We start from the raw sequence: 14,207 nt of genomic DNA, 5'->3' as shown, positions 1-14,207 counted from the left end.
GACCGGGTGAGCGACGACCTGGTCTTCAAGGCGCTGGCCGACCCGACCAGGCGGCGGTTGCTCGACCGGCTCTTCGCCGGGGGCGGGCGCACGCTGTCCGAGCTTGAGTCCGATGTGGACATGACCAGGTTCGGTGTGATGAAGCACCTGCGGCTGCTCGAGGAAGCCGGGTTGATCACCACCCGGCGCCGCGGGCGGGAGAAGCTGCACTTCCTCAACGCCGTGCCCATCCGGCTCGTGCACGACCGCTGGATCGACAAGTACACCGAGCCCGGGCTGGCCGCGCTCGTCCACTTGAAACACACACTGGAGAACCCCGTGACCACCGTTCAGGTGCACCGCGTCTACATCAAGGCCACCCCGGAGGCGATCTGGACCGCGATCGTCGACCCCGAGTGGTCGACCCGCTACGGCTACCGCGGCGTCGTCGACTACGACCTGCGCCCCGGCGGCGTGTTCAAGACCCTCGCCGGTGACCACATGCCCGGCATCGAGTCGACCGCGTGCGTGGTCGAGGGCGAGGTCATCGAGTCCGACCCGCCCCGCCGCCTGGTGCAGACCTGGCGGCCGACCTGGCTCGACGAGCCCGTCACCCGGCTCACCTACGAGATCGCCGAGGGCGACAACGGCGTGTGCTCGCTCACCCTCACCCACGACGTCGACGGTGCGCCGCAGACCGGGGCCCAGGTCGCAGGCGAGGTCGAGAACGCCGGTGGCGGCTGGCCGCAGGTGCTCAGCGACCTCAAGACGCTGCTGGAGACCGGCACCGGTTTGTACTCCTGAGCGGAAACCCGTTTGCCCGCTAAGGCATCCTGGTACGCGTGCCTGATGAGTTGGTGGTGTCCGCGACGCTGGTCGTACCGGCGGGTGAGCTGCGTGAGCGGTTCTCCCGGTCGTCCGGTCCCGGTGGCCAGGGCGTGAACACCGCCGACAGCCGGGTGGAGCTGTCGTTCGACGTCGCCAGGTCACCGTCCATTCCGGACACGCTGCGCGGCAGGATGCTGGCCAGGCTCGGCAACCGGCTGGTGGACGGGGTGCTGACCATCGCGGCCAGCGAGTACCGGGCGCAGTTGGCCAACCGCACCGCGGCCCGCGAGCGGCTGGCCGCCCTGCTGCGCCAGGCCGCCGCTCCGCCGCCCCCGTCCCGTCGCGACACCAAACCCTCCCGCGGTTCCCGCGAACGCCGCCTCACGGCCAAGAAGCAACGCTCCCAGACCAAGCAGACGCGCAAGCGCCCGCCGGACGACTAGTCAGCGCAGGCGGTACCGGCGTTCTGGGCGACCGGTGCCGCCGTAGCGCAGGCGGACCTCGGCGCGGTTGGCGTCGACGAAGTGCTCCAGGTAGCGGCGGGCGCTGACCCGGGAGATGTTCGACCGCGCGGCGCACTCGGCCGCCGAGATGTCCGGGTCCGCGGCGCGCAGGACCTGCTCGACCAGGGCGGCCGTCTGCTCGGTGAGCCCCTTGGGCAGCGCGGAGCGGGGCCGGGCGCCGAAGACCTCGTCGATGGCGGCCTGGTCGGCGCTCGTCAGCTCGCCGAGTCTGGTGTGGACGGTGGCGAAGTGGCGCAGCTGGTCGTGCAGCGCGGTGTAGGCGAACGGTTTGACGAGGTAGTGCAGCACGCCGCCGCGCAGGGCGCCCCGGACGGTGTCCACGTCGGTGGCGGCGCTGATGACGATGACGTCCGGCTGGGCCTGGCCGTTGCGCAGCTCCCGCAGGACTTCCAGGCCGCCCATGTCCGGCAGGTAGATGTCGAGCAGGACGAGGTCCGGGCGCAGCCGGGCGGTCAGCGCCAGCGCCTGGGCACCGGTGTGGGCGACCCCGGCCACGCTGAAGCCAGGCGTGCGCTCGATGTATCCACAGTGGACCCGCGCGACCATGAAGTCGTCGTCCACCACCAGAACGCTGATCACGCGGGCACCTCCGGCAGCCGGGCGGTGAACACGGCGCCGTCGACCTCGATCGTGCCGCCGCGGCTCAGGCAGGTCTGGCGGGTCAGCGCGAGCCCGAGACCGCGCTGCCCACCCTCCTCCGCCGCCTTGGTGGTGAACCCGTGCCGGAACACCTCCGAGGCGAGGTCCGGCGCCACCCCCGGCCCCGAGTCGCGCACCACCACCAGCACCACCCCGTCGTCGTGGGTCAGCGCGACCTCGATCCAGCCGCCACCGCCGCGCACCGAGTCCAGCGCGTTGTCCACCAGGTTCCCCAGCACCGTCACCAGGTCCGCCGACAGGTGTTCGTCGACCGGGCCCAACCGGCTCGACGGCGCCAGCCGCAGCCCCACGGCCTGCTCGGCGGCCAGGCTCGACTTGGCCACCAGCAGCGCGGCCACCGCCGGGTCCGCCACGTGCGAACCGACCTCCGACTGCCACGCGGACCGGGTGTGGCTGACCCGGTCGACGTAGCGGCGGACCTCGTCGTACTCGCCCAGTTCGATCAGGCCCGCGATGGTGTGCAGCCGGTTGGAGAACTCGTGCGCCTGCGCGCGCAGCGTGTCCGTGGTGGCCCGGTTGGCGTCCAGTTCGTGCCGCAGCGCGACGATCTCGGTGCGGTCGCGCAAGGTCACCACCGACCCGACGCCGCCGTCCCCGCCGCCGATCGGCATCCGGTTCATGATCAGCACCCGGCCGCGGCGCAGCACGATCTGGTCGGCGCCCTCGGCCCGGCCGCTGAGCACGTCGAGCGCGCGGTCGTTGAACTCGAAGTCGGTGACCGGCCGCCCGACCGCGTCGTCGGGCAGCGACAGCAGCGCACGCGCGTGGTCGTTGACCAGCGTCACCCTGCCCTGCTGGTCGAGGCCGACGACGCCCTCCTTGATCCCGTGCAGCATCGCCTCCCGGTGCTCGACCAGCCCGGCGATCTCGGTCGGCTCCAGCCCCAGCGTCTGCCGCTTCACCCGCCTGGCCACCAGCAGCGACCCGCCGACGCCGAGCACCGTCGCCACCCCGAGGATCAGCAGCGCCTCGCCGGGCGAGTGCACCACGCCCGCCACGAACGAGGGCCGGTCCGCCTCGGCCGCGACGATCCCGATCACCGTGCCGTCGTCGCCGATCACCGGCACGTGCGCCACCAGGTAGGGTCCCACCTCGCCGACCCACGACCGTCCTGACTGGACAGTGCTGTCCCCGATCGGCAGCGGACCGCCGACCTGCGCCGGGTCCGGTGAGGTCAGCACCCGCAACGCGGGCAACGCGATCAGAACGCCGTCCGCGCCGGAGAGGCTGCGCGCGCTCTCCGCGAAGGGCGGCAGCTGGTGGTAGCGCAGCGGGTCGGCCAGCGCGGCCCGCACGCCCGGGGTCGCGGCGACGTCCTCGGCCACCGACAGCATCCGGCGGCCCTCGGTGGTCTGGAACGCCGACCGCGCCTGGATCGCCGAGAACACCGCGACCGCGCCGAGCAGGGTCACCACGACCACCACCTGCCAACCGAGCAGTTGGCGCGCCAGTGAGCCCCGTCCAGCCATCGCACCAGTGTGCCCTGACTCACCCGGCTCAGCCCGTGAACACAAGGACCACAACGACCGCTGTGGCCGCAAGGAGACAACAGCCGTAACTCGGGGGCAACATGCTTGCATTCGACGAAATGAGGGGCGGGTCACCGTATGAAAGGCACAGTGCGCGTATCGCCGCTGGCCGCCGCGCTGACCGCCCTGGCGGCGGTGCTGCTGGTGCCCCCGTTGCTCAGCTCGGGAGACTCCGACAGCACCGGTGTGCGCGGCCTGCGCGTGCTGGTGCCGAACTCGCCAGGCGGTGGCTACGACATCACGGCGAGAACCGCGGTCAAGTCGATCGAGGACAGCGGACTGTCCAGCGGCATCGAGGTGTTCAACCTGCCTGGCGCCGGTGGCACTGTCGGCCTCGGTCGCCTGGTGAACGAGCGCGGCAACGACAAGCTCATCATGTCGATGGGCCTGGGCGTCGTCGGCAGCGTCTACACGAACAAGTCGCCCTCGTCGTTGGCCGACACCACCCCGATCGCCAGGCTCATCGAGGAGCCGGACATCGTGGTGGTGGCCAAGGACTCGCCCTACACCGACCTGGCCGGGCTGATCGCGGCTTGGAAGGCGACCCCGGGCGCGGTCCCGGTCGGCGGCGGCTCGTCCCCCGGCGGACCCGACCACCTCGCGCCGATGCTGATGGCCAAGGCCGTCGGGCTGGCCCCGAGGGACGTCAACTACGTGCCCTTCGACGGTGGCGGCGAGCTGCTCGCCTCGGTGCTCGGCGGCAAGGTCGCCTTCGGTGTGTCCGGCATCGGCGAGTACCGCGACCAGATCCAGGCGGGCGAGCTGCGCGTCCTGGCCGTCACCAGCGGCAAGCGGATCCCCGGCGTGCAGGCCCCGACGTTGCAGGAGTCCGGTGTGGACGTCGACTTCACCAACTGGCGCGGTGTCGTCGCCCCGCCCGGCATCACCGACACGGCGCGCGACCGGTTGGTCACGCTGCTCACCGACCTGCACGGCTCCGGCGCGTGGCAGGAGTCGTTGCGGCGCAACGGGTGGACCGACGCGTTCCAGACCGGCCCGGAGTTCGGCAGGTTCCTCGCCGCCGAGAACGCCAGGGTCGCCGACGTGCTGAGGGAGTTGGGGCTGGCATGAGCGCGCTCACCGGGAACCGGCCGCGGTTCGACCGGCAGTGGCTGCGCGAGCACTCCGAACTGGGCGTCTGCGTGGTGCTCGCCGCGCTCGGCGTCCTGGTGCTCACCGACGCGCTGAGCATCCCCACCGACTTCGCCCAGCGCGGCCCGGTCGGCCCCGAGGCGGTACCCGTGCTGGTCGGCGGCCTGTTGCTGCTGGTCGCCGCCCTGCTGGCCAGGGATGTGTTGCGCGGCGGCAAGGGCGAGGCCGAGGCGGGCGAGGACGTCGACCTGTCCGAACCGGGCGACTGGAAGACCGTGCTGCTGCTGTCCGGGGCGTTCCTGGCCAACGCGGCGCTGATCGGGCTGCTCGGGTTCCCGATCTCCGGCACGGTCCTGTTCTGGGGCGCCGCCTACGCGCTCGGCAGTCGTGAACTGGTGCGGGACCCACTCATCGCGGCGGGCATGGCGCTGGTCACCTACGTCGTGTTCAACAACCTGCTCGGGGTGCCCCTGCCCGGTGGACCGCTGATGGGGGTGTTGTGAGTGGAATCCTTCGACCTGCTCATGTCCGGGTTCGGCACCGCGCTGACCCCGACGCACCTCGCGCTCGCCGCGATCGGCGTGCTGCTCGGCACCTTCATCGGTGTACTGCCCGGCATCGGCCCGGCCATGGCGGTCGCGCTGCTCTTACCCGTCACCTACGGCCTCGAACCGACCGGCGCGTTCATCATGTTCGCCGGGATCTACTACGGCGGCATGTTCGGCGGCTCGACCACATCGATCTTGCTCAACACCCCCGGTGAGAGCGCGGCGGTGGTCGCGGCCATCGAGGGCAACCCGATGGCCCGCAAGGGCCGCGGCTCCCAGGCGCTCGCGGCGGCCGCCATCGGGCACTTCGCCGGTGGGCTCATCGGCACCACCCTGCTGGTCCTGCTCGCCCCGACCGTCGCGGCGCTCGCGGTCGGCATCGGCGCCCCGGACTACTTCGCGATCATGGTCCTGGCGTTCATCGCGGTGACCTCGGTGCTGGGCACCTCCCGGGTGCGCGGGTTCGCCGCCCTGCTGATCGGCCTGGTCATCGGCCTCGTCGGGCTCGACGAGATGACCGGGCAGCAGCGGCTCACCTTCGGCTCCCTGCAACTGGCCGACGGCATCGACGTCGTCATCGTCGCGGTCGGCCTGTTCGCCGTCGGCGAGTCGCTGTGGGTCGCGCTGCACCTGCGCCGCCGCCCCGCCGAGCCGATCCCGGTCGGCCGGGCCTGGCTCGGCCGCGACGACCTGCGCCGCTCGTGGAAGCCCTGGCTGCGCGGGCCGCTGATCGGGTTCCCGTTCGGGGCGCTGCCCGCAGGCGGGGCCGAGATCCCGACCTTCCTGTCCTACGCGGTGGAGAAGCGGCTCGCGAAGGACAAGAGCGAGTTCGGCCACGGCGCCATCGAGGGCGTCGCGGGACCGGAGGCCACGGCCAGCGCGTCCGCGGCGGGGACCCTGGTGTCGATGCTGACCCTCGGCCTGCCGACCACGGCCGTCGCGGCGGTCATGCTGGCCGCGTTCCAGCAGTACGGGATCCAGCCGGGGCCGCTGCTGTTCCAGCGGGAGCCGACCCTGGTGTGGGGGCTGATCGCCAGCCTGTTCGTCGGGACCGTGCTGCTGCTGGTGCTGAACCTGCCGCTGGCCCCGGTGTGGGCCAAGCTGCTCAAGATCCCCCGGCCGTACCTGTACGCGGGCATCCTGTTCTTCGCCGCGGTCGGGGCCTACGCGGTCAGCGGGCAGGTGGCCGACCTGCTGGTGCTGTTCGTGATCGGCGTGATCGGGCTGGCCATGCGCCGCTACGGGCTGCCGGTGCTGCCCGCGGTGCTCGGGGTGATCCTCGGGCCTGCCGCCGAGCAGCAGATGCGCCGGGCGCTGCAGCTCTCCGACGGGTCGCTGACCGGGCTGGTGAACACGCCGTTCTCGATCGTGGTCTACGCGGTCGTCGCCGTCGTGTTGCTCTGGCCCGCGGCGAACGCGCTGCGCAAGCGCCGGGCCGCGCGGGTGTGACCAGGAACCCGGACGGGAACAGACCGGGGGCCGGGCGGGCTTACTAGGGTCGACGTGGAAGTTCGTCACCGAGCGAACTGATTCCTGGAGGACCCGTGAGCCTGCTCTTCTCCCCGCTGACCATCCGGTCGGTCACCCTGCCCAACCGGATCGTGGTCAGCCCGATGTGCCAGTACAGCGCCGAAGACGGCCTGCCGGACAACTGGCACCTGGTCCACCTCGGGTCGCGCGCGGTCGGCGGCGCCGGCCTGGTGTTCGCCGAGGCCACCGCCGTCGAACCGGCCGGGCGGATCAGCCCGCAGGACACCGGCATCTGGTCGGCGGCGCACGTCGAGGCGTGGCGGCCGATCACCGCGTTCATCAAGGCGCAGGGCGCGGTGCCCGGGGTGCAGCTCGGGCACGCCGGGCGCAAGGCGTCGGTCTACCGGCCGTGGGACGACGGCGACGGCGCGGTCGCCGAGGGCGGCTGGCAGACCGTCGGACCCACCGACCAGCCGTTCAGCGCGAGCTACCCCGTCCCGCAAGCGCTTGCCCCCGCGGACGTCGAGGCGCTCGTCGAGACCTTCGCCCAGGCGGCGCGCAACGCCGTCGCGGCGGGCTTCGAGGTCGTCGAGGTGCACGCCGCCCACGGGTACCTGCTGCACCAGTTCCTGTCGCCGCTGAGCAACACCAGGACCGACGAGTACGGCGGCGACCAGGCCGGACGGCTGCGCTTCCCACTCGCCGTCGTCCGCGCCGTGCGGGCCGCGGTCGGACCCGACCTCCCGGTGTTCGTCCGGGTGTCGGCCACCGACTGGACCGAGGGCGGGCTGACCGTCGACGACACCGTGGAGATCGCGCGCGCACTCGCGCACGCGGGCGCCGACGTGATCGACGTGTCGACCGGCGGCAACGTGGCCACCGCGCGGGTCCCGGTCGGGCCGGGCTACCAGGTCCCCTTCGCCGACGCCGTGCGCCGCAAGGCCGAGGTGGCCACCGCGGCGGTCGGCATGATCACCGAACCGCACCAGGCCGAGCGGATCCTCGCGGACGAGGCTGCCGACCTGGTGCTGCTGGCCCGTGAGCTGCTGCGCGACCCGTACTGGCCGAGGCGCGCGGCAGCCGCACTGGGTGCGGAGGACACCCCGCCTGCCCAGTACGCGCGGGCGTTCTGAGCGTGCCACGCGGCTGTCCCACCATCCGGGAGTTACCGGGGCGTGGGGCAGCCGCACGGGGCAGGTGAGGGGGTAAGCGGGGTCAGGGGTCCAGCACCGGGGCACTGGACCCCGGATTCACCGCCGGTAGTCGTCGTACTCGTCGTCGGACGAGTCGTCGAACCGGTCACTGCTCTCGTGACCGTCCTCTTGACCGCCCGACAGCTCGCGCTGCAGGGCGTCGAAGTCCGTGTGGTGTGAGCTGTACTTGAGCTCCCGGGCCACCTTCGTCTGCTTGGCCTTAGCTCGGCCGCGCCCCATGGCTCGACCCCCTCGCACAGTGACGGGGCGGCCGGGGGAACGGCGGCCCCGTAGATGTCGACAGTTGATTCCTGCTAACTACCGTACCGTGCCGAAGGGGTTCGATGCGACGCGGCACGGTGTGCAGAACCTGACATCGCCGCGAACGCCGCCCGGATCACCACCCGTTCACCTTCCTGGACGCCGCCGCGGTAGCGGTCCGTGAAACGATGGGCTGGTGCCTCGTCCGTTCGTCGCCTACCTGCGGGTGTACGAACCGTTGTCCTCGTTCGACGAACCCCTCGCTGACCTGCTGAGAGCCGCGATCGAGGCGGGCCCGGTGGACCGGCTGGACGCCCCGGTCCGGGAGCGCGAGGTATGGCTCAAGTCACACCAGATCGGAGCAGCCCTCCCGGGTGAGTCGCGCGACGGCCGACCCTCCCCGAGCGCCCTGCGAGACCTCCTGGTGATCGACCCGGCCGAGGTCCCCACCGGCGAGGCCACCTGCGGCCCCGGCCCGCTGGTCTGCCCACTGGACCTCCGCGCCCGCTCCGCCGCCGCCATGGTCGGCTTCCTCGCCACCGCGGGCCCTGCCCTCCGCGACGCGGTACTGACCGCGTCACCCGACCGGGTAAGGCAGCAGGCCACCCGAGTCCTCGCCAACCTCCCGAGCGGCGCCGTCCACGTCGTCTCCACCACTTGGACCGTCCCACTGCCCTGGTTCGCCCTCTTCGACCCGGCCCAACGCCACATCGTCCTAGCCCCCCGCGAAGACCCCCGCCGCCAGCTCTACTGGCGCTCCAGCCACGGCGACGCCCTCCGGCGGGTGGAGCGAGCGCATGAACTCGCGGTGCAGACGTTCGGCGAGACGGGGCCTACGAAGGTCCTCGCTGATACCGCCCGGTGGCTGGAGAACTTCGATGACGGGTCGGCAGTGGAGCTCGACTATGGGGGGCTTGTGCAGCTGCTGTCGGACGAGGAGTTGATGGAGGACACGTCTGCTGAGGACGTGCACGCGATCTTGGACGCGATTGAGGCGTCGGATCCGGGGCCGGTGGGGGAGCGGTTTGATCGGTTGCGGGCGTTTTGGTCGGGGTTGGCGCAGCGGGAGCAGCGGAACTGAGTTCTAGGGCTGTGGGCTCGGGTGGGGCCTGCGGTGGGTTGGGTGTCCACAGTGGTTGTCCACAGGGGCCTGCTCGCTCTGCCCGGATTGTCGGTGTTGCTCGGTAGGCTGTATATCGGGGGCTGCTGTGGGCGGTTTGATCTTGAGCTGGGGGCGTGTCCGGCTCTCGTGCTCGCCTGCGGCGTCGACGGTGGACGCCTCGCCTTCGGCATTGGCCCGGGCGCGATTTACGAGCTGTGCTCGATGCGGTGGACTTGTTTTGCGTGGGGCCCCGACACCAGCCGTGGCAGGACCGCAAAGCAGGGGCCGAAAAGCATGGCCCTGTCCGCGAACGACGCTACGACTGGTGTTCCCCCACACAAAACAAGTCCACCCCATCGAGCAGTTGGCACCAGCGACTCCGAGGAGCGCGTGTCGGCCAACGTTGTTCAGGGGTGCGTGGTTGGCCAACGTCTGTGAAGGCCGGGTGGGGGCCAACGTCCGTGAGGGTGCGTGGTTGGCCAACGTCTGTGAAGGCCGGGCGCAGACCACCGTCGCTGGGTCTTCGCCCGGCTTGGATCGGTGGGGTCGAGTCGATGATCGTTCGCGCTGGTCGGAGGCGGGCGAGCTGTGGCGCCCGCAGGTCCCTCGGCCGGTAGGTCCACCTGGGCGGTGCTCGGAACGGAACGGACACTTGTCCACAACCCCACCAACCATCCACAGAACCCGGCCGAGGCCTATTGACAAACCGCCGAGGTCGATAGGTTCAGAGATGGGGCCCCGGGCCCCGGGAGGGTGGGTCCCCGGGGCGGAGTTGATCTTGAGCGGCGGGAGGGTCGCAGCGAGGTGGGGGCTGCGGGAGGGCTAGACGAGGGTGTCTAGTAGGCCATCGGTTAGGCGGGCGGCGCCTACGGGGACTCCGCCGCCTAGGACGTCGCGTTCGGCTTTTTCTTCTAGTTCGGGGGCGTCGTAGCCCAGGGCTCGGAGGACGCCTACCAGGATGGGTGTTCTGGGGCGGGGGGCGCCGTCGTCGATTTTCATGGACATGGCGGTTCCGTCGGCCAGGACCATGGCGTGGACGCCTTCCGCGCCGCCCTTGACCAGCAGGCCGGGGATGGCCTGCATCAGCTCCGTGTCGTCGCGGTCGGTGCCGCCGACCAGGTGGGGGTGGGCGCGCATGGCGTCGGCGACGCGGCGGCGGCGGGTGCCGGGGGCGGCGGTGACCAGGCGGGTGTAGCCGGTGGCCAGGCCGCGCAGGGTCAGCGCGAACAGGGGGGCGCCGCAGCCGTCGACGCCGATGGAGGTGATCCGCTCGCCGGTCATGTCCTCGACGGCGTCGGCGATGGCGGACTGGGCCGGGTGGTCCGGGTCCAGGTAGTCGAGCACCGACCAGCCCTGCTGCGCTGCGGTCGCCACCATCGCGGCGTGCTTGCCGGAGCAGTTCATCGCCGCCGCCCGCTTGCCGCCGCCGCCCGCGATCACCCGGTTGCGGGCCGCCTGGTTGAGCGGCCAGTCCGGCGGGCAGCCCAGGTCGGACTCCGCGAGCCCGTTCTTGGCCAGGATCCCCAGCACCTGCTCGACGTGCTCGGCCTCGCCGCTGTGCGACGCGCAGCCGACCGCGAGATCGGCGTCGTCCGGCAGGTCAAGACCAGCCCGCAGCAGCCCGAGGGCCTGCAACGGCTTGTTGCACGAACGGGTGAAGACGGGCTCGTCGACCTCGCCGAGGGCGAGCCGGACCCGGCCGTCGGGGTCGAGCACGACCACCGAACCCCGGTGGATCGACTCGACGAAACCGGACCGCAACACCTCGACCAGGACGGGGTTCAGCGCTGCTCTCCCTTGCCGCGCTCAGCGGCGAGCAGGTCGTCGACCGACGCGCTACCCGCGCGGTACCGGCCACCGATCTCGTCGTTGAGCAGGTCCATCACCTTCTGCACCTCGCGCCTGCGCTGGGAGACCGAGGCCTCCTCCTGCTGGTAGGTCAGCAGCGCCAGCGCCAGCCGGTCGTCGGCGAGCGCGCCCACGTCCGACAGGTCCGCGTCGGACACCAGCGCCTCCACGTGCCTGCGGTGCGCCTCCGCCCGCGACGGCTCCATGCTCTGGTAGCGGCCGGAGCCCGTCGCCGGGCCGACCGCGTTGTCGGCGAGGATCACCGCGAGCTGGTCGACCACCGAGGTGGACTCGCCGTTGGCCCGGCGGCGCTGCTCGGCGCGCACGATGTCGATCCGGCCGTGCAGCAGCCTGCGCAGGTAGGACAGGTCGGTCTCCTCCTGCGCCGCGTCGTCGCGGCGCGCGCGGACCTCGACCAGGCCAAGCCCGGCCAGCCCCTCGACGTACTCAGGCGACAACACCCTGTCGATGCGCCTGCGCCCTCCAGGGCGGACTTCGATCACGGGCACATCCTCCGCCACTCGGTGCTCGATCGCCATATCTTGACGACTACCGCGTTCAGCTCGCCACCCCCAGAAGTACCCTCGACTCCTCCGGACCAACCGGTGGCCGCTGCGCGATCTTGGCCAGCCCGGCCGCCCTGGCGACGAGCTGGGCGTTGTCCCGGACCCGCTCGCCCCTGGCGTAGGACAGCGTGTCCTCCATCCCCACCCGGACGTGGCCACCGGCGGACAGGCTCGCCAGCAGCACGGGCAGGCTCGTGCGGCCGACCCCGGTCGCGGAGAACGTCGCGCCGTCGGGGACCAACCGCAGCGCGGCGGCCAGCGTCTCGGTGTCGCCCGGCATGCCGCCGGGGACGCCCATCACCAGGTCGAGGTGGACGTGCCCGCCAGCGGGGAGGCCGTGCTCGTCGATGAGCCTGCGCAGCGCGGTCAGCTGGCCGAGGTCGAAGATCTCGTACTCCGGCACGATGCCGCGTTCCTGCATGCCCTTGTGCAGCGCGACGACGAACTCCCAGCGGTTGAGGAACACGTCGTCGCCGAAGTTCACCGTCCCCATGGTGCACGACGCCGAGTCCGGCATGGCGTCGAGGACGCCCAGCCTGGCGGACTCCGGGTCGGTCACCGCGCCGCCGGTGGACAGCTGGACGATCAGCCGGGTGTTCTCCCGGACCGCGGCCACCGTCTCCTTGAGGCGCCCGAGGTCCAGCGTCGGCCTGGCGTCGTCGTCGCGGACGTGGATGTGGATCATGGCGGCGCCGACCCGCTCGCAGTCGCGCGCGGTGCGCACCAACTCCTCCAGCGTGACCGGCAGGTTCGGCACATCCGCCTTGCTGTGCTCGGCCCCGGTGGGGGCGACCGTGATCAACGTGCCGGAGCTGCCAGGACGGGGCGTCGACGGTGACATGGCGCGATACTGGCACAGCCGCCCGGCCCACCCACAACCCTCGTGGCGTCCGGACCGGGCACTCTCACCCGGCTGCCGCGAAGTCTCTGGTACCCGACGCTCGATTCTGCGTGTGGGGGCAGCGTCCGCAGGCCCTCCCGCGCGGGGGAGGGCCGTCTTCCGGCCCCGCCTTCGTGCTTCGCTGGACGCCGCCGGAGTCCCCGCGCGAAGCAGGTTCGCCGTATCGAGTTGCCCCCGCGACCTACCCGCGTAGACCCTGCGCTGCCTTGCGGCCCAGCGCGGGAGTGTCGTCGGGTACGGAGTCCGGGTCGATCGAGGCCTGGGTGGTCGCCTCGCCGGTGCCGACCACCAGGTCCGTGCCCGGCTCGACCGACCGCTTGATCAGCGCCAGCGCGATCGGGCCCAGCTCGTGGTGGTTCACCACCGACCCGATCCGGCCGACCGCGCGCTCACCGGCGTACACCACGGCGCCCGTGTCCGGCAGCACGTCGGTGGCGCCGTCGAGGTGCAGCAGCAGCATCCGGCGCGGCGGGCGGCCGACGTTGTGCACCTTCGCGACCGTCTCCTGGCCCCGGTAGCAGCCCTTGGCGACGTGCGCGGCGACGTGGATCCAGTTCACCTCGTGCGGGATCGTCTTCTCGTCGGTGTCCACCCCGAGCTGGGGCCGCAGCGACTCGACCCGCAGCGCGTCGAAGGCCAGGCTGCCCATCGGCCGGGCGCCCGCCTCGGTGAGCCGGGTCCACCACGCCACCAGCTCCGCCCTGGGGACCAGGAGGTCGACCGCGTCGTGGCCGGGCCACGGCATCCGGCGGACGACCACGTCGTGGGCGAGGGCCACCCCGTACGGCGCCGCGGGCACCGGGAGGTCCACTGTGGCCAGCAGGTCCGGCGTCTCGGGGCCGACCAGGCTCAGCACCGCCCGCTCTGCCGTCGCGTCCCGTGGCTCCACTTTGGACCAGAACACCATCTGCTGGAGGTACTCCAGCAGCCGCATCGGCTCACCGCGCACCCCGCTGGCCTCCGCGCCGGACTCGGTGTCGAGCCAGACCGTGCCGTCCACGTGCGCCAGCAGCATGTGCGCGTCCACCCGGCCCTGCCCGTCGAGCACCAGCGCCTCGGTGCCCGCGCCGTCGGCGAGGTCGGTCACGTGCTGGGAGATCACCAGGTGCAGCCAGGTCAGCCGCTCCTGGCCGGGCACCGCGATCACCTCGCGGTCGGAGCGGTCCACCACGGCGACCTTGCGCGCCGCGCTGCGCTGCTCGGCGAACGGGTCGCCGAAGTGCCACGGCACCGCCGACGCCGCGCTCTCGGGGGCCGGGACGGCGCCCTGCTGGTCGAGGATCGGGGAGCGGTCGGTCACGGGGTCTCCTGGGAGCAGGTCTGGCACGTTCCGGACAGCGCGAGGTGGCTGGCATCCAGCTCGAACCCGTGGGTGGCCCGCAGTGTTCCGCACAGCTGGTCCATGACCGCTTTCGGCGACTCGACGACGTGGCCGCAGCGGTGGCAGACGAGGTGGACGTGCTGGTGCTCGTGCACCGAGTAGGTCGGCGCGCCGTGCCCGAGGTGGGTGTGCCGGACCAGGGCGAGGCCCTCCAGCAGCTCCAGCGTGCGGTAGATCGTGGTGATGTTCACCGTGGGGGTCGCGCGCTGGACGTGCGCGCAGACCTGCTCGGGGGTCGCGTGCTCCAGCACCAGCAGGGCGTCGAGCACGAGTTGGCGCTGCGGTGTCATCCGCATGCCGCGCTCGTGCAGGGTGGCCCGCAGGT

15 protein-coding genes are annotated in these 14,207 nt (G+C 71.9%); 7 read left to right on the top strand and 8 right to left on the bottom strand.

All coding sequences use genetic code 11. The features are described from left to right. Nucleotides 1–6: 6 nt before the first annotated feature. Complete coding sequence (locus tag BMY07_RS21780; protein WP_092781702.1) at nucleotides 7–783, top strand: ArsR/SmtB family transcription factor; 777 nt, start codon at nucleotides 7–9, stop codon at nucleotides 781–783. A 38-nt stretch (nucleotides 784–821) separates the two neighbouring features. Next, entirely contained in the window at nucleotides 822–1,250 is a 429-nt protein-coding gene (gene arfB, locus BMY07_RS21775; protein WP_092781699.1) for an alternative ribosome rescue aminoacyl-tRNA hydrolase ArfB, read from the top strand. On the opposite strand, the gene BMY07_RS21770 is transcribed toward arfB, so the two are convergent. Both BMY07_RS21770 and BMY07_RS21765 read right to left on the bottom strand, forming a co-directional pair. Next, nucleotides 1,251–1,910: a response regulator gene (locus BMY07_RS21770; protein ID WP_092781696.1), complete on the bottom strand. Its 660-nt coding sequence runs from the start codon at nucleotides 1,908–1,910 to the stop codon at nucleotides 1,251–1,253. It lies immediately after the preceding gene. Next, nucleotides 1,907–3,460, bottom strand: a complete 1,554-nt coding sequence (locus BMY07_RS21765) for a sensor histidine kinase (protein WP_092781693.1) — start codon at nucleotides 3,458–3,460, stop codon at nucleotides 1,907–1,909. Before BMY07_RS21765 ends, BMY07_RS21770 begins: the two co-directional genes overlap by 4 nt. 150 nt (nucleotides 3,461–3,610) lie before the next feature. Between BMY07_RS21765 and BMY07_RS21760 the strand changes: the two genes are divergently transcribed. The 4 genes from BMY07_RS21760 (at nucleotide 3,611) to BMY07_RS21745 (ending at nucleotide 7,763) form a co-directional block, all read left to right on the top strand. Then, nucleotides 3,611–4,591, top strand: coding sequence for a Bug family tripartite tricarboxylate transporter substrate binding protein (locus BMY07_RS21760; protein ID WP_245782558.1), 981 nt, complete (start codon nucleotides 3,611–3,613; stop codon nucleotides 4,589–4,591). Beyond that, nucleotides 4,588–5,115, top strand: a complete 528-nt coding sequence (locus BMY07_RS21755) for a tripartite tricarboxylate transporter TctB family protein (protein ID WP_092781687.1) — start codon at nucleotides 4,588–4,590, stop codon at nucleotides 5,113–5,115. The genes BMY07_RS21760 and BMY07_RS21755 overlap by 4 nt, the downstream gene beginning before the upstream one ends. 21 nt (nucleotides 5,116–5,136) lie before the next feature. Further along, the gene (locus tag BMY07_RS21750; protein ID WP_218150729.1) at nucleotides 5,137–6,609 is read left to right on the top strand and encodes a tripartite tricarboxylate transporter permease; all 1,473 of its coding nucleotides are present in this window, start codon (nucleotides 5,137–5,139) and stop codon (nucleotides 6,607–6,609) included. A 95-nt stretch (nucleotides 6,610–6,704) separates the two neighbouring features. Further along, the gene (locus BMY07_RS21745; RefSeq protein ID WP_092781681.1) at nucleotides 6,705–7,763 is read left to right on the top strand and encodes an NADH:flavin oxidoreductase/NADH oxidase; all 1,059 of its coding nucleotides are present in this window, start codon (nucleotides 6,705–6,707) and stop codon (nucleotides 7,761–7,763) included. A gap of 117 nt (nucleotides 7,764–7,880) precedes the next feature. On the opposite strand, the gene BMY07_RS21740 is transcribed toward BMY07_RS21745, so the two are convergent. Beyond that, nucleotides 7,881–8,063, bottom strand: coding sequence for a DUF3073 domain-containing protein (locus BMY07_RS21740; protein WP_092781678.1), 183 nt, complete (start codon nucleotides 8,061–8,063; stop codon nucleotides 7,881–7,883). Between the two features lie 217 nt (nucleotides 8,064–8,280). On the opposite strand from BMY07_RS21740, the gene BMY07_RS21735 reads away from it, so the two are divergent. After that, on the top strand, nucleotides 8,281–9,165 hold the full coding sequence (locus BMY07_RS21735; RefSeq protein ID WP_092781675.1) for a DUF8083 family protein: 885 nt from the start codon (nucleotides 8,281–8,283) through the stop codon (nucleotides 9,163–9,165). A gap of 843 nt (nucleotides 9,166–10,008) precedes the next feature. Here the strand turns inward: BMY07_RS21735 and BMY07_RS21730 are convergent. The 5 genes from BMY07_RS21730 to BMY07_RS21710 all read right to left on the bottom strand — a co-directional run bounded on the left by BMY07_RS21730 (nucleotide 10,009) and on the right by BMY07_RS21710 (nucleotide 14,178). Then, complete coding sequence (locus BMY07_RS21730; protein WP_245782557.1) at nucleotides 10,009–10,950, bottom strand: asparaginase; 942 nt, start codon at nucleotides 10,948–10,950, stop codon at nucleotides 10,009–10,011. Nucleotides 10,951–10,967: 17 nt separating this feature from the next. Next, nucleotides 10,968–11,537, bottom strand: coding sequence for an RsiG family protein (locus BMY07_RS21725; protein ID WP_092782254.1), 570 nt, complete (start codon nucleotides 11,535–11,537; stop codon nucleotides 10,968–10,970). 55 nt (nucleotides 11,538–11,592) lie between these two features. Further along, a complete protein-coding gene (locus BMY07_RS21720) occupies nucleotides 11,593–12,441 on the bottom strand; it encodes a beta-keto acid cleavage family enzyme (RefSeq protein WP_092781669.1) in 849 nt (282 codons plus the stop codon). A 241-nt stretch (nucleotides 12,442–12,682) separates the two neighbouring features. Beyond that, entirely contained in the window at nucleotides 12,683–13,801 is a 1,119-nt protein-coding gene (gene ygfZ / locus BMY07_RS21715) for a CAF17-like 4Fe-4S cluster assembly/insertion protein YgfZ (protein ID WP_092781666.1), read from the bottom strand. After that, entirely contained in the window at nucleotides 13,798–14,178 is a 381-nt protein-coding gene (locus tag BMY07_RS21710) for a transcriptional repressor (RefSeq protein ID WP_170224338.1), read from the bottom strand. Before BMY07_RS21710 ends, ygfZ begins: the two co-directional genes overlap by 4 nt. Between the last annotated feature and the right edge of the window lie 29 nt (nucleotides 14,179–14,207).

Source organism: Actinokineospora terrae (assembly GCF_900111175.1).
GTDB classification, from domain to species: domain Bacteria; phylum Actinomycetota; class Actinomycetes; order Mycobacteriales; family Pseudonocardiaceae; genus Actinokineospora; species Actinokineospora terrae.
The sequence above is the reverse complement of the archived record's forward strand: the minus strand, read 5'-3'. Positions and strand labels throughout refer to the sequence as shown.

What these genes read in the sequence shown, in the direction of transcription:
- BMY07_RS21710 (WP_170224338.1), bottom strand. Translation starts at nt 14,178, where the DNA reads ATGCGGATGACACCGCAGCGCCAACTCGTGCTCGACGCCCTGCTGGTG.
- BMY07_RS21755 (WP_092781687.1), top strand. Translation starts at nt 4,588, where the DNA reads ATGAGCGCGCTCACCGGGAACCGGCCGCGGTTCGACCGGCAGTGGCTG.
- BMY07_RS21740 (WP_092781678.1), bottom strand. Translation starts at nt 8,063, where the DNA reads ATGGGGCGCGGCCGAGCTAAGGCCAAGCAGACGAAGGTGGCCCGGGAG.
- BMY07_RS21720 (WP_092781669.1), bottom strand. Translation starts at nt 12,441, where the DNA reads ATGTCACCGTCGACGCCCCGTCCTGGCAGCTCCGGCACGTTGATCACG.
- BMY07_RS21750 (WP_218150729.1), top strand. Translation starts at nt 5,137, where the DNA reads ATGTCCGGGTTCGGCACCGCGCTGACCCCGACGCACCTCGCGCTCGCC.
- BMY07_RS21765 (WP_092781693.1), bottom strand. Translation starts at nt 3,460, where the DNA reads ATGGCTGGACGGGGCTCACTGGCGCGCCAACTGCTCGGTTGGCAGGTG.